This is a genomic window from Methylotenera sp. E1MeOHC1, assembly GCF_058745595.1.
Map to the genome: position 1 here is coordinate 2,121,082 of NZ_CP196025.1, position 25,990 is coordinate 2,147,071.

Here is a 25,990-nt window from a genome sequence, read left to right on the forward strand (position 1 = left end):
CTTATTAGTGTGAAATAAGGTTAAAATAACGCTTTAAACTGATTAATAAATTTAATTTGACGGATATTGCCATGGATAAAACTTTTAGAATTGCCCCAAGTATTCTTTCTGCGAACTTTGCCAAACTTGGTCAAGAGATTGAAGACGTAATTACCTCAGGCACAGACATCGTGCATTTTGATGTAATGGACAACCACTACGTACCTAATTTAACCATTGGCCCATTGGTGTGTGATGCAATTCGCGAAACTGCAAAAAAAGTAGGCGCGTTGATTGATGTGCATTTAATGGTTAAGCCAGTTGACCGTATTATTCCTGACTTTGCAAAAGCTGGTGCAAACATCATTACTTTCCATCCAGAAGCTTCTGAGCATATTGACCGTAGCTTGGCGATGGTACGTGACTTAGGCTGTAAATCAGGCTTGGTGTTCAACCCTGCTACTTCATTAAGCTACTTGGATCACGTGATGGACAAAGTGGATATGATTTTATTGATGTCAGTGAACCCAGGTTTTGGCGGTCAAAAATTCATTCCAGAAACATTGGAAAAACTGAAATTAGCACGCGCTAGAATCGATGCGTACTACGAAAAAACAGGTCGTCAAATCTGGCTTGAAGTAGATGGTGGCGTGAACGCACAAAACATTGCAGAAATTGCACGTGCTGGTGCTGATACTTTTGTTGCTGGCTCAGCAATTTTTGGTTCACCTAAAGATACCGATGCAAACCGCTACAACACAGTAGTGGCTGAAATGCGTGCATCTTTGGCTACTGTAAAATAAGCGCAGTATATTTGAGATACCTAGCTGCTAAATATTAGCGGCTAGGTGTTTTTAAATAGGTGCGTTGCAATTAGATATTTTTAAATCAAATTCGGCTTTAAAATCAGCGTTATTGCAACTAAAGTAAATCGTCATGGGATTTAATGTTAAAGCCGTCATGTTTGACCTTGACGGTACATTGGTGAACACTGCGCCTGAAATTGCCTATGCGGCAAATCAGATGCTGGGCGCATTAAATTTACCTAATAAATCACCGCTACAGATTGCACGTTATATCGGTGAGGGCGCGCAAATGCTGGTTAAACGTTGCGTGGCGAATGGCGCGCTAACTGAGCCAGACGAGGCTCTGCTCAATGATGCACAGGCCTTGTTTTTTGAACATTATGCCCAAAACGTGACTAGCAGTCAGCCATATCACGGCGCATTAGAGACTTTAGACCAGCTCAAGCGCACAGGCTTTAAGCTGGCGTGTGTCACGAATAAACCTGAAAAATTCACACTGCCGCTATTGAGCGCGACCGGCATGCTCGATTTTTTTGAGGTGGTTGTATCTGGAGATACGTTACCTAAAAAGAAACCTGACCCAATGCAGTTGCATCATATCTGTAAAAAATTAGATGTGTTGGAAACCGAATCTATGCTGGTGGGTGATTCTGATACAGATGTAGTAGCCGCGCACGCCGCAGGATGCTATATTGTTACTGTGCCTTATGGGTATAATCAAGGTAAGGCAATTGACGAAAGCATGGTGGACGCCACCATCGACGACTTGCCGGACTTACTTAATTTATTAACTTAGTAATATTTTTAAACATAACTTCGAATATGAAGCACATCGCAGACGATTATTTGTACGATAAGTTTCTTAATTATTCTTCCAGTTGGCGAGGCTCTTGGCAATGCTAATGCACGGAGCGCAGCGCATACCCCAAGTGTAGCGTGCGATTTTTAAGAACACGATAATATAGTCTTAGGAAGTTTATGTTAAATACCATTAATCAAGATGAATTCAATGCCTTGGCAGCACAGGGCTACAATCGCATTCCCCTCGTACTCGAAACTTTTGCTGACCTCGACACCCCGCTTTCACTTTACTTAAAACTCGCCAATCAGCCTTTTTCATACCTGCTGGAGTCGGTGCAGGGCGGCGAACGTTTTGGCCGTTATTCCATTATTGGTTTACCTGCAAAAATACGCATTGTGGCGCACGGCAAAAATATTCAGGTATTAGAGGGTGATACCGTTGTTGAAAGTGTTGAAAATACCAACCCGCTGGATTTTGTGAAAAGCTTTCAAGCGCGCTTTAAAACGCCGCCATATGAGGGCTTGCCTAGATTTACCGGCGGTTTGGCCGGTTATTTTGGCTACGAAACTGTGCGTTATATTGAAAAGCGCCTGGCAAACAATGTAAAGCCAGATGCGATTGAAACCCCGGACGTTTTGTTAATGGTGTCTGAGCAACTAGCGGTGGTGGATAATTTAAGCGGTAAGCTTTATTTTATTGTGTACGCTGATGCCGCGGCATCTGGCGCCTACGAGCAGGCTAAACAGCGCTTAAATGAATTAGTGCAAAAACTAAGAAACACGGTCACCATTCCAAAATCTGTTGCTATGGATAAAACCACGGCAAGCTCAGAGTTTGGTGAAGATAACTTTAAAGCGGCTGTTAAGCGTGCGCAGCAGTATATTTTGGATGGTGACATTATGCAGGTGGTGTTATCGCAGCGCATGTCACAGAAATTTTCTGCGCCGCCGCTATCGCTGTATCGCGCGTTGCGTAGCTTGAATCCATCACCATATATGTTCTATTACGACATGGGTGACCACCACGTAGTGGGTGCCTCCCCTGAGATTCTGGTGCGCCTTGAGAACGGTACCGTGACTGCGCGGCCAATTGCCGGAACAAGGCCGCGCGGCAAGACGCGCGAGCAGGATATTGCACTGGCAGAAGAGTTGCTGGCAGACCCGAAAGAGCGTGCAGAGCACGTACAGTTAATGGACTTAGGGCGCAATGATGTAGGCCGTGTTGCGGTGACTGGTTCTGTTAAGGTGACCGATAACATGATGATAGAGCGCTACTCCCACGTTATGCACATTGTGAGCAATGTGGAAGGTAAGCTCAAGCCGGGAATGGATGCGATTGATGTGATTAAAGCCACGTTCCCTGCCGGTACGGTGAGCGGTGCTCCTAAAGTGCGCGCCATGGAAATCATCGATGAATTAGAGCCTAGCAAGCGCGGCATTTATGCGGGTGCTGTCGGTTATTTAGGATTTAATGGCGATATGGACGTAGCAATCGCGATTAGAACCGGCGTGATTAAAAACAATATGCTTTATGTGCAGGCTGGTGCCGGCATCGTGGCAGACTCTGTCCCTGAAAGCGAATGGATGGAAACCCAGAACAAGGCACGGGCAGTCCTCCGTGCTGCCGAGCTGGTGCAAGATGGACTTGATATCAGCTAAGTGCATGTGATGCAAAACGCTATTGCTCAATATAGGTTTTTGACTTTCAAAGGAAAGTTAATTACTTTTATAGCAGTAGCGTTTGCTTATTTTGTCACCGCTAAACTTGGGCTGATGGTGCCTTACAAAGAGTCTGTAGCGACTCTGATTTGGCTGCCTACCGGTATTGCTGTCGGTTCTATCATGCGCTGGGGGCGTGTCAGCATCCCTGCTGTCTTTATCGCATCTTTGCTTGTTGAATTAACTGTTTTACCCTTCTCCGCCAGCATTTTAATTGCAATTACCAATACGCTGGGCCCCGCCCTCGCCGCATACCTACTACCAAAATTTCGTTTTAATCATCATTTATACAAGCAAAAAGATATTTTTCTGATGATTGTTGTCGCCCTGATCGGCATGGCTGTATGTGCGACAGGCGGAATGTTCAGTTTGTATATTACTGGGCTTGCTCACACCGATAAGTTATCCAGCATATGGTTTATCTGGTGGCTTGGTGATAGCCTCGGTGTGCTGCTCGCATTGCCCCTAGTGCTCAATCTTGGCAGAAAAGGCACTTTTACTTGTAACAACAAGTGCTACCAGTTGCTGGCATGGATTATTTTATTTGTTTGTGTTGAGCTCATCATCGTGAGTGCAGTGCCAGATCTAAACAAGCAGTTTATTTTATCCATGTTCGTGATTTTACCCATGCTGATATGGGCCTCAATGAGCTTTGGTTTAGTTGGTGGCTCGTTCTTTGTGATTATTTTATCCAGCATAGCGGTCTGGGTGACTTCACAGGGTAGCGGCAATTTTTACAGCCATGACTTAAGTGAGGGAGTGTTCTCGCTTTGGACGTTTATGGTGGCGCTAGTAGTGACCATGCTATTAATTTCTGCCTTGCAGGCTGAGCGTAATCTAGCGCATTTGACCATACAAAAAAATGATAAAAAGCTGCGCGCAGTGATAGATGGCGCATTGGATGCTATTGTCACCATTGACTCTGCTGGATTATTAGTTGAGTTTAATCCGGCAGCCGAGCGTATTTTTGGATACAAAAAAGAAGATGTGCTTGGCAAGTCGATGTCCGAATTGATTATTCCGGCACGCTATCGCGCTGCACACCATACAGGGCATCAGCAATATAAACTATCAGGGGTGACACATATTTTTAACCAACGTATCGAGTTGGTGGGGATGCGTGCAGATGGTAGTGAATTTCCTATTGAGTTAACACTAACTGCATTAAAAGATGCCAATTTGTCTTTAGTCACCGGTTTTGTACGTGACATATCCGAGCAGAAAAAAGCCAGGCAGGAAATCGAGAATTTTGCCTATTACGACGCGTTAACCAGTTTACCCAATCGGCGTTTGCTCGCAGATCGCTATCAGCATGCCATGTCGATCGCCCAACGCGCTAATACTTACTGCGCGTTATTATTTATTGATTTAGATAAATTTAAAGTACTCAATGATACCAAGGGCCATGATGTAGGCGATCAACTGTTGATTGAGGTGGCGCATCGCATTCAACATACGGTGCGCGCTGGAGACACTGTTGCCAGGCTTAGTGGTGATGAGTTTGTGGTGATATTAGAAAGCCTGGACCAGAATGCCAGTATTGCCTATCAGCAGGTAAGCGAGATTGCACAAAAGCTGTTGGCCGAACTGAATAAAAATTACTACCTAAGTTTATTTGAATTTTCTACCTCTGCCAGCATCGGAATCACTTTATTTAATGATAATGCACTTACTTTTGAAGACCATCTAAGGCATGCAGATACTGCAATGTACTTATCAAAAGACAGCGGCGGCAATACCTATCGTTTTTATGATCAATTGACGCAAGAGAGTATAGAGAAAAGCTTTGCGTTAGAGGCCGCCCTTAGCTTAGCGCTGGTGAATCAGGAGTTATATCTCAATTATCAGCCTATCGTTAATGTCGCTAAACAAGTAGTGGCCGCCGAGGTGTTGCTAAGATGGAATCACCCGACATTAGGTCAGATTAGCCCGGCTGAGTTTATACCGATTGCGGAAAAAACAAACCTCATTATTAAAATTGGACATTGGGTGCTGGAGCAGGCCTGTCAGCAACTAAAGGCGTGGGAGACGAACCCTGCCCTTAACCAAATTAAGCTCTCAGTGAATATTAGTGCCAAGCAGTTTTTATACATCAATTTTGTACAAGAGCTGCGTGAGATGCTGGCAAAAACCGCAATTAACCCTGGCTTACTGAAGCTGGAGCTGACGGAAACAGCGGTCATCGATAACATGGATGATGTCATCAATAAAATCAACATTCTGAGGCAGATGGGCGTGCGCATTGCATTGGATGATTTTGGCATTGGGCATTCATCATTGGTCTATCTGAAGAAGCTGCCAGTGACACAAATTAAAATTGACCAGTCATTTGTGCATGATGTACTCACCGACTCTAACGATGCTGCGATTATTCAGATGGTGCTTGCTGTTGGCAAGACCATCCATTGTGACATTGTGGCGGAAGGTGTGGAGCAGCTTGAGCAGTTCGAGCTGCTTAAGGATTTTGGCTGTGATTATTTTCAGGGATATTACTTTAGCCGACCTGTAGTTGTAGCGAGTTTTGAAGAATTCGTCATCAATAGCTAAAGTGGGTTAATAATTTCTTAATAATTGCGGCGATGGAGATAGGATATACTGCGGGATTGTTTTTGAACTACTATCTTTGTTGGGGCTTTGTTCTGTGGCGTTTGATCTAAAATCTAAACTTAATGCGTCTGCGGAATTTTTCTTACGTAGTGTGGTCAATTGAACGTCCTACTTATTACAAAACAGCCCGAGATGCCCCTGACGTTCTGACTAAAAATAACTATAGCGAATAACGATGTTTAAAAAAATTGCTTATATCCTAGCGCTCGGTATTTTGACCAATCTACCTGTTGCTTATGCTGCGGCTGATTTGGCTCACCTAACTTTGGAAGATGCTCAACATTTATTTCATGAAAATAATAAAGAGCTAATTTCTGCCAAACGCATCGTGCAAGGGGCTGAGGCCGATGCAATCACTGCCTCACAAAAGCCAAATCCTAACTTATCACTCGGCGTTGCAAGCTTTAACCTTAATCGCTCCGCTGCCAATAAAAATCCCAACGGCAGCAACAGCCTGTCGGATCAAACCCTTAACTCAACCGTGCAGATTAGCCAATTGATTGAGCGCGGTGACAAGCGTGAACTGCGCATGGCCTCAGCCAAAAGCGCAATCAAAGCCTCCAATTACGACTTGAAAGACGCAGAGCGGCAATTGCTGTTGAGTTTTAATGATGCTTATTACGACTTGCTGTTGGCGCAAGAAGCCGAAAAGATTCTGGCGAGCAATAGTGCCGCCTACGAAAAAACTATTCAGGCTGCCGAACTGAGATTAAAAGTCGGTGACATTGCCGCTAGCGACGTTGCCAGAATGCGCGTGGATTTGTTAAAAATACAAAATGATATGCGTCAGGCCAAAGCAAACCGTGAAAAGGCGCAAACTAATCTTGCCTATATGATGGGGCAAGAGAATGAGGCCGCCCGTTTGTATGCACAAGATGGCTGGCCTGCAATTAGCCAGACTATAAGTACGCTGCAAGATGTGGATGCGAGGCCTGATGTATTGGCAGCTGAGGCACGCACCAAGCAAGCAGAAGAAAACCAACGCCTTGCCAATGCATTAAAAACGCGCGACGTGAATATTGCACTGCAATACCAACGCTTTCCTGGGCAAATGCCCGGTGCTGACACCAACACCATTGGGGCGGCGATTACCATTCCATTATTTACTAATTACGAATATCAAGGTGAAATCAGCAGGGCTGAAGTTGACCTGACCTCGGCGCTAGAGGCGAAACAGCAGGCACGTGCATCTGCGGTAAGTGAAATCGCCCGTGCACGAGCAGATTTAAATGCAGCCTCCGAGAAAGTAAATCGCTTCGACACGCAAATCTTGACGGAGGCACAAAAAGCAGCAAATGCCGCTGAGTTTGCTTATAGCCATGGTGCTACCGGCATTACCGACTTACTCGATGCGCGCCGTGTACTGCGCTCATTACAATTAGATGCTGCCACCGCCCACGCGGATTATGCAAAAGCCCTGGCGGCATGGCAAGCGGCTACCAGAATAGAAAATAATCAAAATTAAGTATTAATAAGGGAAGCACATGAAGCACGGATTCAGCTCTTTACTCACGATTCTACTGGTTGGTGCCTCCTTCACGCTACCGATATCTGCTGTGGCTGGTCCTAAACCTTCCCCAGTTCCGCACGCCAAGTCAGAAAACGAAGTAATCTTGAAAGAGAACTCCGCTCAGGAGGCTAATTTGAAAATTGAGCCTGTTACTGAGGTGGTTGCCTCAACGACAGAGCCTCTTAATGGGAAAATTAGTTTTGATGAAAACTACACCTCGCGGATCAGTTCTCCTGTATTGGGCCGCGCTATCAAAATACATGCGCAGTTGGGTGACCACGTAAAGGCTGGTCAAGCCCTACTGACTATCGACTCTCCGGACCTAGGCTCAGCAGTTGCTGACTATCGTAAAGCAAGTGCTGATTTAGATTTAAAAAGAAAAGCTTTGGAACGCAGCAAGCTGCTGTTAGATGGCGGCGTGATTGCGCATAAAGAGTTTGAATCCGCGCAATCAGATATGGCGCAATCTCAAGCTGAGGCTACGCGCACAAAGTCACGCTTACATAACTTGGGGGTTGATCGCGCAGCTTCTAGCAACGAAAGCTTCACGTTGAAGGCGCCGATGGCCGGTATGATTGTTGACCGCCAGATCAACGTTGGCAACGAAGTGCGCCCTGATGCGCCAAACCCGCTATTTATTATTACCAACCCAGATCATCTTTGGGCCATGATTGATCTCCCAGAGCGCGATCTCAACAAAGTGAGCCTTGGTCAAGCATTAAGTATCAAAGTGGATGCGTTTCCTGATGAGGAGTTTCAGGGAAAAGTCCAATCGATCGGTACTATGCTAGACCCAGTCAGCCGCCGCGTTCAAGTGCGTTGCTCCGTAGAGAGCAAAGGAAAATTGCGCCCAGAAATGTTTGCACGAGTGACGCCACTTAACTTGGCACAACAAAAAGTTATTCGTATCCCTAACAGCGCGCTGATTACGGAAGGCTTATACAGCTACGTGTTCGTTGAAACCAGTCATGGACATATTCAAAAACGCCGCGTCACGCTAGATTTACAGGGGCGTGATTACGCTACCATTAAAGACGGCTTAAAAGCTGGTGAACGCGTGGTGACCAAAGGCGCTATTTTGATTAACTCAGAGTTGGCTGCGGGTCAATAATGCTAGAAAAACTCATTACCTTCTCGCTGCAACAACGTACCTTTGTACTGATTGCAACCTTTATACTCGTGATCGCTGGCATTGTATCTGTCCAGAATTTGCCGATTGAAGCTTTCCCTGATGTTGAGGACGTGCACGTAGGTATTGTGACGCAAGTATCGGGCCTAGCACCTGAAGAGGTTGAGCGCGTTGTGACGCTGCCGATTGAGCACGGCATGAGCGGCGTGCCGAATTTAGCGCAGATGCGCTCAGTTTCAATTACTGGTTTATCGGTAGTGACGCTGACTTTTTCTGAAAAGACCGATGACTATTTCGCTCGTCAGCAGGTGTTAGAAAAACTACAGGCAGTCAACCTACCGCCAGAATACCAACCCACACTAGCGCCACTTACTACCGCCGTGGGTGAAATTTATCGATTTCTGGTAGAGGCCCCGAAAGATATGCCGCAACGTGAGGTGCGCGCAATTCAAGATTGGCAAATTATTCCCGTACTGAGAACGGTGCCGGGGGTAGCTGACATCACTAGTTTTGGCGGTGCTGTAAAAGAATACCAAGTCAAGCTAGACCCTTACTTGCTTAAAAAATACAACATCAGTATCGACCAAGTTAATCAAGCGCTCAGCAATAACAGTAGCAACGTAGGCGGTGGCCTCATGCATCGGGGGGATGAGTCGCTCGTTGTGCGCTCCTTAGGTTTATATCGCTCGCTGGATGACATTGCCGAGACGGTTATTTTATCCAATGCGGGCAAACCTATCCTAGTTAAAGATGTAGGCCAAGTGCTCGTTGGCGATCGATTCCGCTCAGGCATTGTGGCTTTTAACAATCAAGATGATGTGATTGAAGGCATTGTGCTGATGAACAAAGGCCAAAATCCGGCAAAAGTGATTGAGGCCTTAAAAGCCAAAGTGGAAGAGGTCAATGCCAAGCTGCCCGAGGGTGTAAAGATCAAACCTTTTTATGACCGTACTAGCCTGATTCATCACACCGTTCATACGGTGACTGAGAACATGATTGTTGGTGCGATTCTGGTGGTGGCTATTCTCATTATCTTTTTACGTAACTGGCGTGCAGCGCTCATTGTTGCAGCGATTATTCCGCTATCACTGCTGTTTGCTTTTATCGTCATGGATATACGCGGCGTTTCGGCGAACTTGATTTCACTGGGTGCGGTGGACTTCGGTATTATTATCGATAGTGCCGTGGTGTTGGTAGAGGCACTCATGGTGAAGCTCTCACTCGCAAAAGTAGATGAGTTTCCACATCATGGCACGCATTCTTGGCGTGTTACCACGCTTAAAAACACTGCGATTGAAATGGGGCGCCCTATCCTGTTTTCAAAAGTGATTATTATTTTGGCCTTCCTGCCGATTTTCACTTTCCAGCGCGTAGAAGGCAAAATCTTCTCACCTATGGCGTTTACATTGAGCTTTGCTTTGCTAGGCTCAATTTTGCTCACGCTCACGCTGGTGCCAGCTCTCATGTCTTACTTAATGAAACGCACAGACATGGCAGAGACGCACAGCACATGGATGCACAACACCCAAGAGTGGTATCGCGGCATTTTGCTAAGAGTGGTTAAAATTCGGCTGCCTGTCATCTTGGCATCCGTGTCTTTATTAGTGCTTTCTCTGGTTTTATCGCCACTACTGGGTTCAGAGTTCTTGCCCAAGTTGGATGAGGGCAATATTTGGCTAACCATCAGCATGCCACCATCCACCGGCCTAGAAAAAACCAAAGAAATTGAACGCAACATTCGCAATGTCTTAACGAGTTATAAAGAGATTAATCTGGTGGTAAGCCATGTTGGTCGACCGGACGATGGCACCGACCCTAAAGGCCCCAACAATATTGAGATTCTGGCTGATTTAAAGCCAAAAGATACTTGGAAATTTAGCAACAAAGAGGCACTGATTGCTGATATATCCGGGAAAATACATCAAATTCCAGGCATTCCAACCAACTTCTCGCAAGTGATTCAAGATAGCGTGGAAGAGGCCTTATCCGGTGTGAAAGGTGAGATTTCGGTCAAAATTTTCGGCCCAGATTTGGCTGTGCTGGAAGAAAAATCGGATCAGGTCGCCACTGTGCTTAACTCAATTAAGGGCGCTACCGATGTCGCAGCCATCCGCATTTCAGGTAACTCGGAACTTGATATCACGTTAGATCGCCAAAAACTAGCGCGCTACGGCATGAATGTGAATGACGTAAATGCTTCTGTACAAACAGCATTGGGTGGCACGGCAACAAACACCTTCTATGATGGTGACCGTCGCTTTGATGTCACGCTGAGGCTGGCAAGAGACTACCGCGACTCTTTAGATGATATTAATGAGTTGCCCGTTGCTTTACCCAATAACGCAGGCACTATCCCCTTGGGTGAAGTTGCCGATGTCACCATTAAACAAGGTGCATCTAGAGTCGCGCGTGAGGGCGTTTCCCGCATTGTGGCAATCAAAGCCAATTTGATTGATCGTGACCAAGGTAGCTTCGTGAAAGAGGCCATGGCTAAGGTGAAGGAGCAAGTCAAACTGCCGCCTGGCTATACCATGACATGGGGTGGTCAGTTTGAAAATCAACAGCGCTCAATCAAACGTCTCAAAGTGATTGTGCCGCTGTCATTAATGCTAATTTTTGTGGTGTTATTTGGTGCATTCCGTTCCGTACGCAACGCACTGCTGGTGTTGCTGATGATACCTTTCAGCTTAATTGGTGGCTTTGCTGGCTTAGCTTTGGCTGGGCTGCATCTTTCTATCTCGGCAGCTGTGGGTTTTATTGCGTTAGCTGGGATATCGGTACAAAACGGCGTGATTATGGTGGAACAATTTAATCACCTGCTGTTAGAGGGGCGCAGTATCACAGAAGCTGTGCTAGAAGGCGCTGTTGTGCGTTTGCGCCCGATTCTAATGACCGCTTTAATGGCTGGGTTGGGCTTATTGCCAGCAGCACTTTCGCATGGGATTGGTTCTGAAACACAGCGCCCGTTCGCTGTGGTGATTGTTGGCGGATTAGTCACTGCCACGATTTTCACCTTGCTGTTGCTGCCGTTGTTGTTCCCACTGTTCTTTAGTGATAGAAAAAGTAAAGAAACTAATAACGAGTGATGGGCAATAGCGGCGTCATTAATTACCGGAACACGCTAGGCTGAGTAAGTGCCGCCTGTTCCAGCGTGATGCAGTTTAGCCATTTTCGTTACATAGAAAAATTAATGCGGGCGGCCACGCTTAGCTCTGTTTTTATTTGGATTACTTAGGTTGGCGCTTATTTTTCTGCCAGCCAATGCCCAGATTTGCCGCCTTGTTTTTCTAGTAGCTTAATCTCAGAAATTGTCATCCCACGATCTGCCGCTTTGCACATATCGTAAATGGTAAGTAAGCAAGCGCTCACTGCGGTGAGGGCCTCCATTTCTACGCCTGTTTTTCCATAGGTTTCGCTGGTGACGGTGCAGCTAATGCTAGATTGTGCTTCGTTAACATCAAAGCTTACCGCAATGCGCGTGAGGAAAATGGGGTGGCATAGTGGAATGAGGTCTGAGGTTTTCTTCGCGGCCTGAATCGCCGCGATTCTGGCAATACCGAGTACATCCCCTTTATTGCTGGTGCCGCTTTGAATCAAAGCGAGGGTTGCAGGCAGCATGCTGATGAGGCCTGTGGCAACGGCAATGCGGTGCGTTTCAGCTTTTTCGCCAATATCGACCATATGTGCTTGGCCATGTTGATCAAAGTGGGTAAGTGGGTTTGTCATCTTGAAACTCTCGGTATCTAGGATGTTGCTGTGTTGATTTGCATAAGTCGATGGCAGATAATTTGCGCAGAATTATGAAACATTCAACTACAAACGTTATCATAGTAATGATGAAATTAACTTTATCTACCATTATATTATTAGTTGTATCTGTTGCGCATGCATATCCAGCAATAGCGAATGAGTTGCCAGATTTAGGCGATGTTTCTGCCACTGTGTTGTCACCTTTACAGGAGCAAGAAATCGCTGAGCAGATTTTGCGCCAAGTAGCGGTGAGCGATGAGGTGTTGAATGACGTAGAAGTGAGCGACTATTTGCAGGCCTTGGGCGGGAAATTGGTAGCGAATGGCCCAGACAAGCGGCAGACCTTTAACTTCTTTGTGGTGCAAGACCCTTCTATCAACGCATTTGCTATGCCGGGTGGTGTGATTGGTGTGCATACCGGTTTGATTCTAGCCGCAAATAGTGAGTCTGAACTTGCCAGCGTGCTTGGGCATGAAATTGGCCACGTAACGCAGCGGCACTTGGCGCGTATGCTGGCTTCGCAAAAGTATGATACGTTTAAGAACTTGGCGGGTATTGCGCTGGCGCTACTAGTGGCAAGATCTAATCCACAGTTAGCGACCGGGGCACTTACGGCATCTTCTGCGATAGGCGTGCAGAATCAGCTTGATTACACACGTGAGCATGAGCGTGAGGCTGACCGTATTGGATTGCAGATTTTAGATTCAGGCGGTTTTGATGTACGTGCAATGCCAGAGTTTTTTAAAACTTTGCAGCGTGGCTCACGTTTTGCCGAGGGTAATGCACCTAGCTTTTTGCGTACTCACCCATTAACTTCTGAGCGTATTGCAGATGTGGCTAACCGCGTAGAACAAATGCACTACAAGCAAGTGGCAGATAGCGTGGAGTTTCTGTATGTAAAAGCCAAATTGCGTGCCATGCTTGGGGCCGGTCAAGCTACAATTGATTTATTCGAGCAGAATATTCGCGAGCAGCGTTATGCCAATGCGGCAGCGGAGCATTATGGCTTAGCCGTGGCCTTGTTGCGTAAAAGTGCTTGGACACAAGCAGATAAAGAGCTGGCTTGGCTTAAGAAGAACGCTACGCCACACCCCATGCTAGAGAGCTTGGCCGCACGTTTAGAGGTAGCTAGAGATAAACCTGCCGCCGCGGCCGAGAAGTATGCGTCCGCATTAAGGACCTTTCCGGACAGTCGCGCCTTGATTTATGGCTATGCAGAGCATTACCTCGCTACCAGACAAGCAGAGCAGGCTGTCCAGTTGGTGAAAGCAAAGCAGGGCTTATACCCGAATGATGCCTATCTGTATGACTTGCTGGCCAAGGCGTACACTATGCAGAATAAGGTGCTACTCAGCCATCAGGCGCTGAGTGAGGCCTATTATAGAAAATATGACCTAGCACGCGCCATCGAGCAGATGGATTTGGCGGCAAAAGCGAACGACGGTGATTTTTATCAGCAATCAATTGTAGAGGCGCGTTTAAGGCAGCTTAGGCAAATGATGGGCGATGACAAAAAGGCAAAACTGTAGGAGGTAATATGCAGCGCAGAAGTTTCTTGTTGGGAATGCTCACTTTGATTGCGTTAGCACCGCTTAAGCTGTGGGCTGCTTTATGGAATAAACCCGCATTTGAGGCGGTGAAAATCAATGATGCAACACGCTCGTTAAATATCAGTGTCGAGATTCCAACGCAAGATATCGTGATTGTTGCGCCAGACCGTGCCGAGAATGGCGCTATCGTGCAGGTAGAGGTGCAGAGCAATATCGAGAATACAGAGGCGATTGCGATTTTGGTGGAGCACAATCCAACACCGCTGATTGCTAACTTTATGTTCAGTAATGGCGCTGAGCCGTTTGTGATCACGCGTATTAAAATGGCGGAGACCTCGGATCTGAAAATTATTGTGAAGGCAGGCACGCAGTATTTCACACGTAGTAAAAATATTACCGTGTTAGAAAACGGTTGCGGTTAGTGGTGATGGGTATGATTCGGCACGGGCTTTCCCTCGAGTACTAAGGAGTTCACATGGATAACAACATGAAAATGCGAGCGCAGCTTAAGGGTGACTACACTGAAGTTAAAGTGTTGATGAGTCACCCGATGGAAACAGGGCGCAGGAAAGATGACCATGACCAATTGGTACCCGCGCATTTTGTGCAGCTGCTAAGTGCTACCTTAAATGGCAAGCCAGTAATAGAGGCACAGTGGGGCACTGGCATTGCTAAAAACCCATATTTAACCTTTAGACTAAAAGGCGCTAAGGTGGGTGATGTGGTTGAAGTGACGTGGCATGACAACCTAGGTGAAACCGCCACACAAAGTATTGCAGTTACTCCCGCTTGAGATGGCAGCACGTATTCATTCAGTTTTAGACAGTTTGTTGTAAATCGCTATCTTTACGCTAGTTGCATTATGATAAATTTAATTTATCAATATCATTAGAATGATATATTGGATTTATTAAAAATAATCTCTATAATTCAAACCATGAATTTATAGTTTTATTAACCATTTTTTTAATCAATAGATAGGAAAAACGATGTCATTAATCAATACACAAGTACAACCATTCAAAACAGAAGCTTTCCACAATGGTAAATTTGTTGAAGTGAGCGATGTAAGCATGAAGGGTAAATGGTCTGTGGTGATTTTTATGCCAGCAGCATTTACTTTTAACTGCCCAACTGAAGTTGAAGATGCTGCTGACAACTATGCAGAATTCCAAAAAGCTGGTGCTGAAGTGTACATCGTAACAACCGACACACATTTCTCACACAAAGTGTGGCACGAAACATCACCAGCAGTTGGTAAAGCAAAATTCCCATTAGTGGGTGACCCAACACACCAATTAACACGTGCATTTGATGTGCATATCGATGCAGAAGGCCTAGCATTACGTGGTACTTTCGTGATCAACCCAGAAGGCGTGATTAAAACTGTTGAAGTACACAGCAACGAAATCGCACGTGACGTAAAAGAAACACTACGTAAATTGAAAGCTGCTCAATTCACAGCGGCTAACCCAGGCCAAGTTTGCCCAGCTAAATGGCAAGAAGGCGCTAAAACAATCACGCCATCATTAGACCTAGTAGGTAAGATCTAATTATTGTTTTAGACAAAGTAATACTGCGCTAACGAGCAAACATCTCTTAGTGCAGTGAAATAACAAGGGCATTATTCAAAAGATAATGCCTTTATTTTAAGTAAAGTTGGTTGTACTAAAGCACAGCCAGATGAGAATTTAAAGAAGAGAGCAATCATGGCATTAGAAACTGGTATCAAAACCCAATTGCAAACCTATTTACAGATGTTGCGTGAGCCTATCGTATTGGCTGCATCATTAGATGAAACGCCGGCAGCACAAGAGATGCGTGAACTGCTGGAAGAAATCGCGAGCATGTCAGACAAGATTACGCTGACCATGGAAGATGATGCGCGTAAACCTTCATTTGCTGTAAAACGTGGTGCAACCCATACCGAAGCGCATAAAGCGGTAGGCGTGCGTTTTGCTGGTATTCCAATGGGCCATGAGTTTACCTCTTTAGTGTTGGCACTACTTCACACGGGTGGTCATCCGATGAAGCTAGAGGCTGAAAAAATTGCACAAATTGCGGCGATTGAAGGTACTTTCCACTTTGAGACTTATATCTCGCTCAGTTGCCATAACTGCCCAGATGTTGTGCAGGCAATGAACATGATGGCCGTCATTAACCCAAACATTACCCATGTGATGATTGATGGTGCGCTATATCAGGATGAAGTGAAAGCCAGAGACATTATGTCTGTGCCGACCACTTACTTAAATGGTGATGTGTTTGGTGCCGGCCGTATGGAGTTGGACGAAATCCTGCCAAAGATTGACCTTGGTGCCGTAGCGCGTGAAGCGAAAAAATTAGATGCGCAAGCACCTTTCGATGTATTGGTGGTGGGCGGTGGTCCGGCGGGTGCGTCAGCCGCAATCTATGCAGCACGTAAAGGCATACGTACTGGTATTGTAGCGGAGCGCTTTGGCGGGCAAGTGATGGATACATTAGGCATTGAAAACTTTATTTCCGTAAAGGAAACCGAAGGGCCAAAATTAGTGATGGCGTTGGAAGAGCATGTAAAAAGCTATGATGTGGAAATCATGAATTTACAGCGCGCAGTTGCTTTAACTGAGCCTGGTAAACACGGCAACAAAAACGATGATTTAATCGAATTAAAGTTGGAAAGCGGCGCAACCTTGAGAAGTAAATCGGTGATTCTAGCTACCGGTGCGCGCTGGCGTGAGCTAAGCGTGCCAGGTGAAAAAGAATACCGAGGCAAAGGGGTTGCTTACTGCCCACATTGCGATGGTCCGTTATTTAAAGGTAAACCTGTTGCGGTAGTAGGCGGCGGTAACTCGGGGGTGGAAGCTGCTATTGATTTAGCTAATTTTGTCGGCCATGTGACTTTATTGCAGTTTGATACTGAATTAAAAGCAGATGCCGTGTTACAGAGAAAGCTACGTACATTAAGTAACGTCACCATCATTACCAGTGCGCAAACCACAGAGGTTACTGGTGATGGCGTTAAAATGAATGGGCTAACCTACACGGATCGTGTTACTGGTGAGTCTAAGCATTTAGCGTTAGATGGCGTGTTTGTACAGATTGGATTAGTGCCGAATAGTGATTGGTTAAAAGGCAGCCTAAACCTGAGTAAGTATGGCGAAATTGAGGTGAATCATCACAATGCAACATCGCTACCGGGCGTGTTTGCCGCTGGCGATGTGACCATTACGCCTTACAAGCAAATCGTTATTGCAATGGGCGAAGGTGCCAAAGCCTCACTAGGCGCATTTGATTATTTGATTAGGCAGTAAAGCCGTAGTAAAAAGGCGGCTTAAAGCCGCCTTTTTATTCATGTTTGGTTTTGCAGGTACTAATGCCTAGTAAACCGTAAGCCGGGCAGTAGTTAATAAGCCCAGTCGCTAGCGGTACCACACCAATCCAAGCCCAAACTGGGCCATTTGCAAATAACACCCATGCGATTAACGCTAGCCCTGCAATAATGCGCACGGCGCGTTCGATTCCACAAATGTTAGCTTTCATCATACAGCTCCTTGTGTGAACACTGACTAAAAAGTCAGAGTGTTTAGTGTACGCCCAACTTGCTATGTATGAAAGTAGCTAAATTTATATAGCCACTAGCGAGCGCTAATAATACTAAGCGCTACGGCCTCCGCCACTTTGATACCATCAACGCCTGCCGATAAAATGCCGCCGGCATAGCCTGCACCTTCACCGCAAGGGTATAAACCTTTAGTGTTAATGCTCTCTAAGGAGTCATCATCACGCTTGATGCGGATAGGGCTGGAGGTACGTGTTTCTACGCCTGTTAGCACGCCATCAGCTAGATCAAAGCCTTTTACTTGTTTAGCAAATTCAGGAATAGCCTCACGAATAGCAGTAATAGCGTACTCTGGTAATACGGATGCTAGGTTAGTGAGGTGCACGCCGGGTTTGTAAGAAGGCGTTACTTCACCAAACTGGGTAGAAGGCTGGTTAAGCAAAAAGTCACCAATTAACTGCCCTGGCGCATGGTAATTACTGCCGCCAGCGATAAACGCCTGACTTTCTAATTTGCGTTGTAATTCCATGCCTGCCAGCGGATGGTCCGGGTAATCTTGCTCAGGCGTGATGCCCACCACAATCCCAGCATTGGCATTGCGCTCATTGCGGCTGTACTGGCTCATACCGTTAGTGACCACGCGGTTAGGCTCTGACGCTGCGGCTACTACCGTACCGCCGGGGCACATACAGAAGCTGTAAACCGAACGGCCATTTTTTGCATGGTGCACGAGTTTGTAATCAGCTGCGCCAAGCTTTGTCAGTAAGTCCTCACTGTAGCTCCTGCCGTATCTAGCTTTATCAATGACGGATTGTGGATGTTCAATACGGAAGCCAATCGAGAATGGTTTGGCTTCTATAAAAATGCCACGCTTATGCACCATTTCAAAGGTATCACGTGCGCTATGGCCTACTGCCAATACCAAATGGTTGGTAACAAGGCGCTCACCTGTTTGTAGTACCACGGCTTGCACCTGATTATTTTCAATTTCTATGTCATCGACACGGCTCTCGAAGCGGATCTCACCGCCTAGCTCGGTGATGGTTTTACGCATTTCCTCTACCATCCCCACTAAACGGAATGTGCCGATGTGTGGGTGGCTTACGTACATGATTTCTTCTGGCGCGCCAGCTTTTACAAACTCTTGAATCACCTTGCGACCATAGTGTTTGGGGTCTTTAATCTGGCTATAAAGCTTGCCGTCTGAGAACGTGCCGGCGCCGCCTTCGCCAAATTGCACGTTGGATTCAGGGTTCAGCGTACTTTTGCGCCATAAGCCCCATGTGTCCTGCGTACGTTTACGCACCTCTTTGCCACGCTCCAATACTATCGGTTTAAAGCCTGACTGCGCCAGAATCAGCGCGGCAAAAATGCCTGCAGGGCCAAAGCCTACGATGACTGGTCTTGCCTGAGGCGCGACTTCGGTGGTTGCCACATATTTATAGCTGGTATCTGGTGCTGGCTTAATGTGGGCATCTTTGCGGAATTTAGCTAGGATTTTTTCTTCGTTTTTTACTTCTACATCCAGGCTGTACACATACAAAATTGCATGCGATTTACGCGCATCTACACCGCGTTTGAAAATATCAAAATGAATTAAATCACTTTCTGCAATTTCCAAGCGTTTAAGCAATGCTGCTTTTATTTCATCGGTCTGGTGTATTAGCGATTGTGCGTTTTCAATCGGGAGTTTAATTTCAGTAATACGTAACATGTGTGGTCACTTTAATAAGGGGAGTGTTTATCTGCCAATGGTGTGATTTTACAGTATGTTGGGCTTAGCGAAAAATGGCATAGTCGCGATTGCCGCGTATTGCTTAGGAAAAACACTGGAGCCTAACCAAGTATTAGGCTTGGTAGCAAGCTAGGCTTCGAGGTTGTGTTGTAATAGCTTCTTCAGCATAGGCACGGTCACTGGTTTTTTCTCGGTGAGTGACCACACATCCAGCGCATCCAATACTGCCATCAAGGTGGGCAAATCTCGGCGCAGGTAGCGCAGGCAGTATTCAACCACTTCATCCGGCAACTTCATGCCGCGTTCTGTGGCGTGCGTTCTCAGGGCTTGGGCTTTTTCTTCATCGGTGAGCGGGTGTAGTTGATAAACCAAGCCCCATGCCAGCCTAGTGGCTAAGTCGTCACGCAGCTGCATTTGCGTAGGGGCTGCAATGCCGCTAGAAATTAAAATGCCGCCAGAGGCACGTAATTGGTTGAATTGGTCAAACAGTGCGATTTGCGCTTCTTCATCTAAAGTGTGCGTGTCATCTGCAATAAATAGGGGCAGATTCGATTGCTTGGCCATGCGCTCACATGCATGTAGCAAGTGTGATTTACCGCTACCCTGCGCACCCCATAGGTAAATAAAACGTGCTTCTTCGGCGTGAGTGAGTGCTTGCTTTAGGCTGTATAGCGCTTCTGCATTTTGCCCCTCGATAAAGTTTTCTAGGCTAGGTGGTGGCAGTGGCTGAATGTCCAGCAATAATTGCTTGGTCGGGGATTTGTAATGAAGATCCGTGCTGTTCATACTGCTAACCTAAGTAAAAGTGACTGCTAAGATATTTTTGTTTGGCATGCCTGAAGCCTACGGCAATCGCGGCTGATACCGGTAGTGCCAGCAGTACGCCAGTAAAGCCAAATAGTTGGCCGCCAGCCATCAGTGCAAAAATCACTACAAGCGGGTGCAGGCCAATGCGGTCCCCCACTAGCCACGGCGTGAGCGCCATGCTTTCCACCAATTGGCCTATGCCAAACACAACAAGCAGCGGGATTAAGTCATGGAGGTTGCCAAATTGCAATACGCCGGAAATGACTGCCAATGTTAAGCCTAAGCCAAAGCCTAGGTATGGAATAAATCCTAGCAGGCCAGATAATATACCGATGGGCAGTGCAAACTCCAAGCCGACTAGCCATAAGCCTGTGGCGTAGAAAACGCTCATTAACAACATGACAGTCAGTTGTCCGCGTAAAAACTCAGCAAGTACCGCGTCAATATCGGCGCCAACCTCCTGAGTTTTGCCTAAAAGTGAGCGTGGTAATAACGCGCTGATTTTTTGCAGGAGAATATTCCAGTCCACTAACAAATAAAATAGCACCAGTGGGATAAGCACCAAGTTGCCTAGCCAGCCAATCACGGTCATGCCATGACTGCTCAAGCTGAGCGCAATGTTTTTGGCAAAATTGCCTGTTGTTTTCCAGTTTTCAGTGAGAATAGCTTGAATCTGGGCCGGGTCGATGTCTGCGCTGACCCCAAAGTTTTTTTGTAGCCAAGGCTCTAGATTGGTTTTGGCTGCATTTAAATACACAGGGATTTTTTGCGATAGCTGCACAATTTCATGCTGCAGCAGTGGAATCATAATCAGCAGAATGATGATGAGTACCGCGAACAAAAATAACAGTACAAGCAAGGTGGCGATGGTGCGGCTGAGTTTGAATGAAAATTTGGCTCGCGTGCTATGGAATTGAATTGCTTCAATTTTATTGACTAAGGGGTTGGCAATGTACGCCAGGATTGCGGCAATTAAAAATGGAGTCAGGATTGGGCCAAGCAGGTAAATGATGCCAAACACTGATAAAACAGCGACCAGCCAAACGGTATTTGTGTGTTTGTTCATTCTGCGCTTTCAGTAAAGTGTGGCTGTTTTGGAAAAGCCTGCGTTTTCAGGCTTTCAACATTTCAGATAACTAAGCATTTCGGTTAAAATAACATTATAACGATAGAACACACTTTTTGTAGAAAGCGAGAACCCCCTTGAGCGCCAATAATTCAGATAAAACTTCAATTAGCTACCGCGATGCCGGAGTTGATATTGAAGCGGGTGATGCATTAGTTGAACAAATTAAGCCGTTTGCCAAACGTACCATGCGCCCAGAAGTATTAGGCGGTATTGGTGGTTTTGGCTCTCTATTTGCGGTGCCGCAAAAATTTAAAGAGCCAATCTTGGTATCTGGTACCGACGGCGTGGGTACTAAGCTTAAATTAGCGTTTGAACTCAATAAGCACGATACCGTGGGTATTGATTTGGTTGCCATGAGTGTGAACGACATTTTAGTGCAAGGCGCAGAGCCATTGTTTTTCTTAGATTATTTTGCCTGCGGCAAGCTGGAAGTTGGTGTTGCGGCACAGGTGATTAAGGGCATTGCCGAAGGTTGTGAGCAATCTGGCTGTGCATTGGTTGGCGGTGAAACTGCAGAAATGCCAGGCATGTACCCAGCCGGTGAGTATGACTTGGCAGGCTTTGCAGTAGGTTGTGTCGATAAAGCTAACTTGATTAATGGTACAACCATTGCTGCAGGTGACGTGGTATTAGGCTTAGCTTCAAGCGGTGCACATTCAAATGGCTATTCGCTTATTCGTAAATTGATCGAGAAATCAGGCATTGATTTTGAGTCTGATTTCCACGGTAAAAAATTCAAAGATGTGGTGATGGCGCCTACACGTATCTATGTGAAATCTCTATTAAAACTGATTGAGGCAATGCCGGTTAAAGGGATGGCACACATTACAGGTGGTGGTATTACCGAGAACATTCCACGTGTATTGCCAGAAGGCTTAACGGCTGAAATTCAAGCCTCAGGCTGGGAGCTGCCGCCATTATTCCAATGGTTGCAAGCACAGGGCAATATCGTGCCGAGCGAAATGTATAAAACATTTAACTGCGGTATCGGCATGGCGATTGTCATGGCCAAAGAAAACGCTGTAGCTGCTAAAGCGCTACTAGAGGCTTCAGGTGAGACCGTGTTTGAAATCGGTCATATCCGCGCACAAAACGCAGGCGAAGCGCCTACTATTGTTGTTTAGTCTTGTTGTTAAATCAGTTAGAAAAACTGCTTGTCGTGTAACAAAAGCAGCGCTGATGCGTTGAGCATGATGTGTCTTAAAATTAAGGAATTTTAGTGATGAATCGAATCAAAGCATGGTGTGTGGTATTTTTTGTGAGCATTGGCGTGTTAGCGCTCATGCCGCAAGCAGCTTTTTCTAAAACAAAACCAGCTAAAGAGGCCGCGGTAAAATTTACGGTACCAAAACGTATCAGTGCAACTTACGTGGTGACTAAAAATGGTGACCCGTTTGCTAACGTATATGAGCAGTTTACGTCAACAAAGAATACCTATACGGTTGAAAGCGTGACCAAGGGTGTTGGTGTATATGCTTTACTAGGCGAGCGTAAATTAACCAGTACGGGTGAGATAACGGCACAGGGTTTAAAGCCTAATCATTTTGAATTGCATCAAGGCAACCAAAAGAAGAAATCATTATTCACCGATTTTGATTGGGCGAAACAAAGCCTGGTGATGACGATTAAAGGGGAGAAAGAAACGGCGGAACTTAAGCCTGGCACACAGGATTTAGCGAGCTACCCTTATCAGTTTATGTTTATGCGTGCATCGTTAAAAAATACGATTACCGTGCCACTGACAACGGGCAAGAAACTGAAGCAGTACGCCTATAAAGTCAGCCCTGACCTCAAAACCATTGATTGTGCTGGCGTACAGTATAAAACCCTGTATTTGACGCCAACTGAGCATGATGGGGCTGAGACCAAAGACATATGGCTGGCGACAGAGCAAAATTACGTACCAGCGCGCATTCTGGTGATTGACGAAGACGGACACAAACTAGAGCAAACCTTAACTGAGTTGCGTATCCAATAACGCTGGCAATGCTGCCATGCTATTTACCAAGTAATTAAAAATATACAAAGAGAATCAATATGACGCCTAATTTAATTCGGCAAGCTGCAATCGTTTTATCTAATCTACTGACGTTTAGTAGCCCTGCTGATGCGAAGTTAAGTGAATTTTTCCGTAATAACCGCGACCTAGGCACCAAAGAGCGTGCGTTTGTGGCCGAGAGTGTATATGGCGTATTGCGTCGTTTACGCTTCTTAAGCACAGTCACTGCTAACGATGAAAACGACCCAGATGATGCGCGTAAGCTGATTTTAGCTTGGCTGTTGCGTGTACAGGGCATGAGCATCCGTGAGCTAGAGCCTATGTTGAATGAGCAGCAAAAAGAGTGGGCGCATCTGATTAAAGCCAAATCTACCGATAACTTGCCGTTAGCGGTGCAGGCTGATGTGCGCGACTGGTTGTGGGATAAGCTGGTAGCGCAATACGGCGAGGCTGAAGCCTTAACCATTGCGCGCAGCATGCATGAACAAGCCACTTTAGATTTACGCGTGAATACAATCAAAGGCACGCGCGATGACGTGATGGCAAAGTTTATTGCCGAAAATACTTCTGGTGAAACTAATGTGACCAAAACGCCTTATTCGCCGATTGGTATCCGTATGCCTAATCGTATGAATATTGGCCGCCACGTATTGTTTACTGAAGGCAAGATTGAAGTACAGGATGAAGGTAGCCAGCTATTGGCGCACTTGGTTGCAGTCAAACGCGGTATGATGGTGGCAGACTTCTGCGCAGGCGCTGGCGGTAAAACGTTGGCGATGGGCGCACTGATGCGCAATACTGGCCGCTTGTATGCATTTGATGTGTCTGAAAAGCGTTTGCATAACTTAGGGCAGCGTTTAAAGCGTTCTGGCCTGAGCAACCTGAATGCGCAAGTGATTAGCAGTGAAACTGATCCCAAATTAAAACGCTTAAATGGCAAGTTTGACCGCGTGCTGGTAGATGCACCATGTAGCGGTTTAGGTACACTGCGCCGCAACCCAGACCTTAAATGGCGCCAAACCCCGCAGGATGTTGCGGAACTTAATGTGAAACAGACCAATATTCTGGCACGTGCAGCCAAGCTGACTAAAGTAGGCGGCCGCTTAATTTATGCCACTTGTAGCTTGCTCAGCGATGAAAACGAGAAAATTGCAGAGCAGTTCTTAGCCACGCACCCAGATTTTAAATTGCTGAATGCCGCACAGATTTTGGCGCAGCACCAAATTGAGCTGGATACCGGCGACTACCTGAAATTGCTGCCGCACTTGCATAATACCGATGGTTTCTTTGCTGCGGTGTTTGAAAAGTTGGATGCTACAGCTAAGCCAGTGCCAACTGATACCAAAGAGGTTGAGCCTACACCAGACGCTGCGCCTATGTTAGAGGCTGCTCCAGTGGTTGCAGAAGCAACGGTAGAGGAAGTGCCAGCGAAAGCAAAGGCAACTAAAAAGACCGCAGTCAAAAAGGAGCCTAAGCCTAAAGTAGCTAAAGCGCCAAAAGATGACAGCGCTGCTGAGCCTAAAGTGAGTAAAGTAAAAGCGAGCACGGCTAAAACAAAAGCAGCCAAAGCCTAAAGCCAGATTAAGTCAGATAGGGTAAGATTAAAAATCTTACCCTTTTTTTATTCAGTAAGCGCCTAGGCGCTTTTTTCTTATGTAAAGGCGTTGCAGGATGAAGTGGCCTAGCCTCAATTTGCAAATATTATTGGCATCCATCATTGGTGTTGCATTAGGGTTGTACTTCCAGGCGTTAGGGACGCAGCATGCACTGGTGCAAGGGAGTTTGTATGGCGCTGGACTAGTAGGCACACTATTTATTGACCTACTTAAAATGATACTTGTGCCTTTGGTGTTTTGCTCTATCTCCGTTGGCGTTGCTAATTTGCGCCAGCATCAGCAAATGCACAAAGTATGGGTGAGTACCATGCTTTATTTTGTGACAACCACGACGTTAGCCATCACCTTAGGTTTGCTCGCGGCCAACTATTTCGAACCGGGTAGCGGCATGCATGTGGCCATGTTTCAAGATGCTATGCATGGCTTTGAGGCTAAGCAACTGCCTCTTCCTGAGTATTTCGCACAATTTTTACATGGTTTGTTTGTTAACCCATTCGCAGCTCTGGCCAAAGGTGATGTACTGGCGCTGGTAATGTTTGCACTGATTTTAGGGGTTGCTCTGGTAGTGGGCGGTGAGCGTTTTGATCACCTGCGTAAGTTGTTACAAGAGGCACTGGACGTGACGATGCTGATAGTGGGCTGGGTGATGTACTTGGCACCGCTAGGGATTATGGCGTTACTGATTAAGTTGGTCGCAGTGCAAGATATTGCGATACTGCATACTTTAGCCAAGTTTGCCGCCGTAGTGGTCGGTATCACGTTGTTGCATGGCGTGGTGGTGCTGCCATTGCTGTTGTATTTAGTGACGGGCAAATCTCCATTGTGGTTCTTTCGCGGTAGCCGTGAAGCGCTGTTAACTGCATTTGCCACTAGCTCAAGCGCTGCCACCCTGCCCGTGACCATGCGCTCCACCTTACAGATGCAGGTAAAGCCAGAAATAGCGGGTTTTGTTGTGCCATTGGGCGCCACCATCAATATGGACGGTACGGCGCTGTATGAAGCAATAGCCGCTATCTTTATCGCTAACTTGATGGGCGTAGAGCTGAGCCTGGTGCAGCAGATGATCGTGTTTTTCACTGCGATGATTGCCGCGCTGGGCGCGCCGGGCATTCCTAGTGCCGGCATGGTAACCATGGTGATGGTGTTGCAGTCTGTAGGCCTGCCAGCTGAAGCGATTGCTATTTTACTGCCGATAGACCGCTTGCTGGATACTGTGCGCACCAGCGTGAATGTGCAAGGTGATATTATCGGCAGTTTAATTGTACAGAAGCTGACAATGGACGCACCACATTAAGCGCCTATTTGAACACTA

General features: G+C 46.3%; 21 protein-coding genes. 16 read left to right on the forward strand and 5 right to left on the reverse strand.

What is annotated here, in order from left to right:
* Nucleotides 1–71 precede the first annotated feature (71 nt).
* The 7 genes from rpe to ACSSU7_RS09980 all read left to right on the forward strand — a co-directional run bounded on the left by rpe (nt 72) and on the right by ACSSU7_RS09980 (nt 11,637).
* Nucleotides 72–782, forward strand: a complete 711-nt coding sequence (gene rpe / locus ACSSU7_RS09950; protein WP_015833176.1) for a ribulose-phosphate 3-epimerase — start codon at nt 72–74, stop codon at nt 780–782.
* Between the two features lie 133 nt (nt 783–915).
* Entirely contained in the window at nt 916–1,581 is a 666-nt protein-coding gene (locus ACSSU7_RS09955) for a phosphoglycolate phosphatase (RefSeq protein WP_492516330.1), read from the forward strand.
* Between the two features lie 182 nt (nt 1,582–1,763).
* Nucleotides 1,764–3,245 (forward strand): anthranilate synthase component I, encoded by a 1,482-nt coding sequence (gene trpE, locus ACSSU7_RS09960; RefSeq protein WP_492516331.1) that lies wholly within the window; start codon nt 1,764–1,766, stop codon nt 3,243–3,245.
* Between the two features lie 9 nt (nt 3,246–3,254).
* Nucleotides 3,255–5,852, forward strand: coding sequence for a bifunctional diguanylate cyclase/phosphodiesterase (locus ACSSU7_RS09965; RefSeq protein WP_492516332.1), 2,598 nt, complete (start codon nt 3,255–3,257; stop codon nt 5,850–5,852).
* A 235-nt stretch (nt 5,853–6,087) separates the two neighbouring features.
* Nucleotides 6,088–7,377: a TolC family protein gene (locus tag ACSSU7_RS09970; protein ID WP_492516333.1), complete on the forward strand. Its 1,290-nt coding sequence runs from the start codon at nt 6,088–6,090 to the stop codon at nt 7,375–7,377.
* 19 nt (nt 7,378–7,396) lie between these two features.
* Nucleotides 7,397–8,533, forward strand: a complete 1,137-nt coding sequence (locus ACSSU7_RS09975) for an efflux RND transporter periplasmic adaptor subunit (protein WP_492516334.1) — start codon at nt 7,397–7,399, stop codon at nt 8,531–8,533.
* Nucleotides 8,533–11,637, forward strand: coding sequence for an efflux RND transporter permease subunit (locus tag ACSSU7_RS09980; RefSeq protein WP_492516335.1), 3,105 nt, complete (start codon nt 8,533–8,535; stop codon nt 11,635–11,637). Before ACSSU7_RS09975 ends, ACSSU7_RS09980 begins: the two co-directional genes overlap by 1 nt.
* A 157-nt stretch (nt 11,638–11,794) precedes the next feature.
* Here ACSSU7_RS09980 and moaC read toward each other — a convergent pair whose 3' ends face one another.
* Entirely contained in the window at nt 11,795–12,277 is a 483-nt protein-coding gene (gene moaC / locus ACSSU7_RS09985) for a cyclic pyranopterin monophosphate synthase MoaC (RefSeq protein ID WP_492516336.1), read from the reverse strand.
* A gap of 110 nt (nt 12,278–12,387) precedes the next feature.
* On the opposite strand from moaC, the gene ACSSU7_RS09990 reads away from it, so the two are divergent.
* The 5 genes from ACSSU7_RS09990 (at nt 12,388) to ahpF (ending at nt 17,144) form a co-directional block, all read left to right on the forward strand.
* Nucleotides 12,388–13,830 (forward strand): M48 family metallopeptidase, encoded by a 1,443-nt coding sequence (locus tag ACSSU7_RS09990; RefSeq protein WP_492517788.1) that lies wholly within the window; start codon nt 12,388–12,390, stop codon nt 13,828–13,830.
* Between the two features lie 8 nt (nt 13,831–13,838).
* Entirely contained in the window at nt 13,839–14,273 is a 435-nt protein-coding gene (locus ACSSU7_RS09995) for a thiosulfate oxidation carrier protein SoxY (protein WP_492516337.1), read from the forward strand.
* Between the two features lie 53 nt (nt 14,274–14,326).
* Complete coding sequence (soxZ, locus tag ACSSU7_RS10000) at nt 14,327–14,644, forward strand: thiosulfate oxidation carrier complex protein SoxZ (protein WP_492516338.1); 318 nt, start codon at nt 14,327–14,329, stop codon at nt 14,642–14,644.
* Between the two features lie 196 nt (nt 14,645–14,840).
* Nucleotides 14,841–15,404 carry an alkyl hydroperoxide reductase subunit C gene (gene ahpC / locus ACSSU7_RS10005; protein WP_492516339.1) on the forward strand — a complete coding sequence of 188 codons (564 nt, stop codon included), beginning with the start codon at nt 14,841–14,843 and terminating at the stop codon, nt 15,402–15,404.
* Between the two features lie 156 nt (nt 15,405–15,560).
* Nucleotides 15,561–17,144: an alkyl hydroperoxide reductase subunit F gene (ahpF, locus tag ACSSU7_RS10010; RefSeq protein WP_492516340.1), complete on the forward strand. Its 1,584-nt coding sequence runs from the start codon at nt 15,561–15,563 to the stop codon at nt 17,142–17,144.
* A 34-nt stretch (nt 17,145–17,178) separates the two neighbouring features.
* On the opposite strand, the gene ACSSU7_RS10015 is transcribed toward ahpF, so the two are convergent.
* From ACSSU7_RS10015 to ACSSU7_RS10030, 4 genes are all read right to left on the reverse strand, one after another.
* Nucleotides 17,179–17,376, reverse strand: a complete 198-nt coding sequence (locus ACSSU7_RS10015) for a YgaP family membrane protein (RefSeq protein WP_492516341.1) — start codon at nt 17,374–17,376, stop codon at nt 17,179–17,181.
* Between the two features lie 92 nt (nt 17,377–17,468).
* Nucleotides 17,469–19,106, reverse strand: coding sequence for an NAD(P)/FAD-dependent oxidoreductase (locus tag ACSSU7_RS10020; RefSeq protein ID WP_492516342.1), 1,638 nt, complete (start codon nt 19,104–19,106; stop codon nt 17,469–17,471).
* Nucleotides 19,107–19,256: 150 nt separating this feature from the next.
* On the reverse strand, nt 19,257–19,913 hold the full coding sequence (locus ACSSU7_RS10025; protein WP_492516343.1) for an HdaA/DnaA family protein: 657 nt from the start codon (nt 19,911–19,913) through the stop codon (nt 19,257–19,259).
* Nucleotides 19,914–19,917: 4 nt separating this feature from the next.
* Nucleotides 19,918–21,000, reverse strand: coding sequence for an AI-2E family transporter (locus ACSSU7_RS10030; RefSeq protein WP_492516344.1), 1,083 nt, complete (start codon nt 20,998–21,000; stop codon nt 19,918–19,920).
* Between the two features lie 137 nt (nt 21,001–21,137).
* On the opposite strand from ACSSU7_RS10030, the gene purM reads away from it, so the two are divergent.
* The 4 genes from purM (at nt 21,138) to ACSSU7_RS10050 (ending at nt 25,972) form a co-directional block, all read left to right on the forward strand.
* On the forward strand, nt 21,138–22,187 hold the full coding sequence (purM, locus tag ACSSU7_RS10035) for a phosphoribosylformylglycinamidine cyclo-ligase (RefSeq protein WP_492516345.1): 1,050 nt from the start codon (nt 21,138–21,140) through the stop codon (nt 22,185–22,187).
* Between the two features lie 98 nt (nt 22,188–22,285).
* Nucleotides 22,286–23,041: a DUF3108 domain-containing protein gene (locus ACSSU7_RS10040; RefSeq protein WP_492516346.1), complete on the forward strand. Its 756-nt coding sequence runs from the start codon at nt 22,286–22,288 to the stop codon at nt 23,039–23,041.
* Nucleotides 23,042–23,100: 59 nt separating this feature from the next.
* Complete coding sequence (locus ACSSU7_RS10045) at nt 23,101–24,636, forward strand: RsmB/NOP family class I SAM-dependent RNA methyltransferase (protein ID WP_492516347.1); 1,536 nt, start codon at nt 23,101–23,103, stop codon at nt 24,634–24,636.
* A 97-nt stretch (nt 24,637–24,733) separates the two neighbouring features.
* Nucleotides 24,734–25,972 (forward strand): dicarboxylate/amino acid:cation symporter, encoded by a 1,239-nt coding sequence (locus tag ACSSU7_RS10050; protein WP_492516348.1) that lies wholly within the window; start codon nt 24,734–24,736, stop codon nt 25,970–25,972.
* Nucleotides 25,973–25,990: the final 18 nt, after the last annotated feature.

What these genes read in the sequence shown, in the direction of transcription:
- rpe (WP_015833176.1), top strand. Translation starts at nt 72, where the DNA reads ATGGATAAAACTTTTAGAATTGCCCCAAGTATTCTTTCTGCGAACTTT.
- ACSSU7_RS09955 (WP_492516330.1), top strand. Translation starts at nt 916, where the DNA reads ATGGGATTTAATGTTAAAGCCGTCATGTTTGACCTTGACGGTACATTG.
- trpE (WP_492516331.1), top strand. Translation starts at nt 1,764, where the DNA reads ATGTTAAATACCATTAATCAAGATGAATTCAATGCCTTGGCAGCACAG.
- ACSSU7_RS09965 (WP_492516332.1), top strand. Translation starts at nt 3,255, where the DNA reads ATGCAAAACGCTATTGCTCAATATAGGTTTTTGACTTTCAAAGGAAAG.
- ACSSU7_RS09970 (WP_492516333.1), top strand. Translation starts at nt 6,088, where the DNA reads ATGTTTAAAAAAATTGCTTATATCCTAGCGCTCGGTATTTTGACCAAT.
- ACSSU7_RS09975 (WP_492516334.1), top strand. Translation starts at nt 7,397, where the DNA reads ATGAAGCACGGATTCAGCTCTTTACTCACGATTCTACTGGTTGGTGCC.
- ACSSU7_RS09980 (WP_492516335.1), top strand. Translation starts at nt 8,533, where the DNA reads ATGCTAGAAAAACTCATTACCTTCTCGCTGCAACAACGTACCTTTGTA.
- moaC (WP_492516336.1), bottom strand. Translation starts at nt 12,277, where the DNA reads ATGACAAACCCACTTACCCACTTTGATCAACATGGCCAAGCACATATG.
- ACSSU7_RS09990 (WP_492517788.1), top strand. Translation starts at nt 12,388, where the DNA reads ATGAAATTAACTTTATCTACCATTATATTATTAGTTGTATCTGTTGCG.
- ACSSU7_RS09995 (WP_492516337.1), top strand. Translation starts at nt 13,839, where the DNA reads ATGCAGCGCAGAAGTTTCTTGTTGGGAATGCTCACTTTGATTGCGTTA.
- soxZ (WP_492516338.1), top strand. Translation starts at nt 14,327, where the DNA reads ATGGATAACAACATGAAAATGCGAGCGCAGCTTAAGGGTGACTACACT.
- ahpC (WP_492516339.1), top strand. Translation starts at nt 14,841, where the DNA reads ATGTCATTAATCAATACACAAGTACAACCATTCAAAACAGAAGCTTTC.
- ahpF (WP_492516340.1), top strand. Translation starts at nt 15,561, where the DNA reads ATGGCATTAGAAACTGGTATCAAAACCCAATTGCAAACCTATTTACAG.
- ACSSU7_RS10015 (WP_492516341.1), bottom strand. Translation starts at nt 17,376, where the DNA reads ATGATGAAAGCTAACATTTGTGGAATCGAACGCGCCGTGCGCATTATT.
- ACSSU7_RS10020 (WP_492516342.1), bottom strand. Translation starts at nt 19,106, where the DNA reads ATGTTACGTATTACTGAAATTAAACTCCCGATTGAAAACGCACAATCG.
- ACSSU7_RS10025 (WP_492516343.1), bottom strand. Translation starts at nt 19,913, where the DNA reads ATGAACAGCACGGATCTTCATTACAAATCCCCGACCAAGCAATTATTG.
- ACSSU7_RS10030 (WP_492516344.1), bottom strand. Translation starts at nt 21,000, where the DNA reads ATGAACAAACACACAAATACCGTTTGGCTGGTCGCTGTTTTATCAGTG.
- ACSSU7_RS10040 (WP_492516346.1), top strand. Translation starts at nt 22,286, where the DNA reads ATGAATCGAATCAAAGCATGGTGTGTGGTATTTTTTGTGAGCATTGGC.
- ACSSU7_RS10045 (WP_492516347.1), top strand. Translation starts at nt 23,101, where the DNA reads ATGACGCCTAATTTAATTCGGCAAGCTGCAATCGTTTTATCTAATCTA.
- ACSSU7_RS10050 (WP_492516348.1), top strand. Translation starts at nt 24,734, where the DNA reads ATGAAGTGGCCTAGCCTCAATTTGCAAATATTATTGGCATCCATCATT.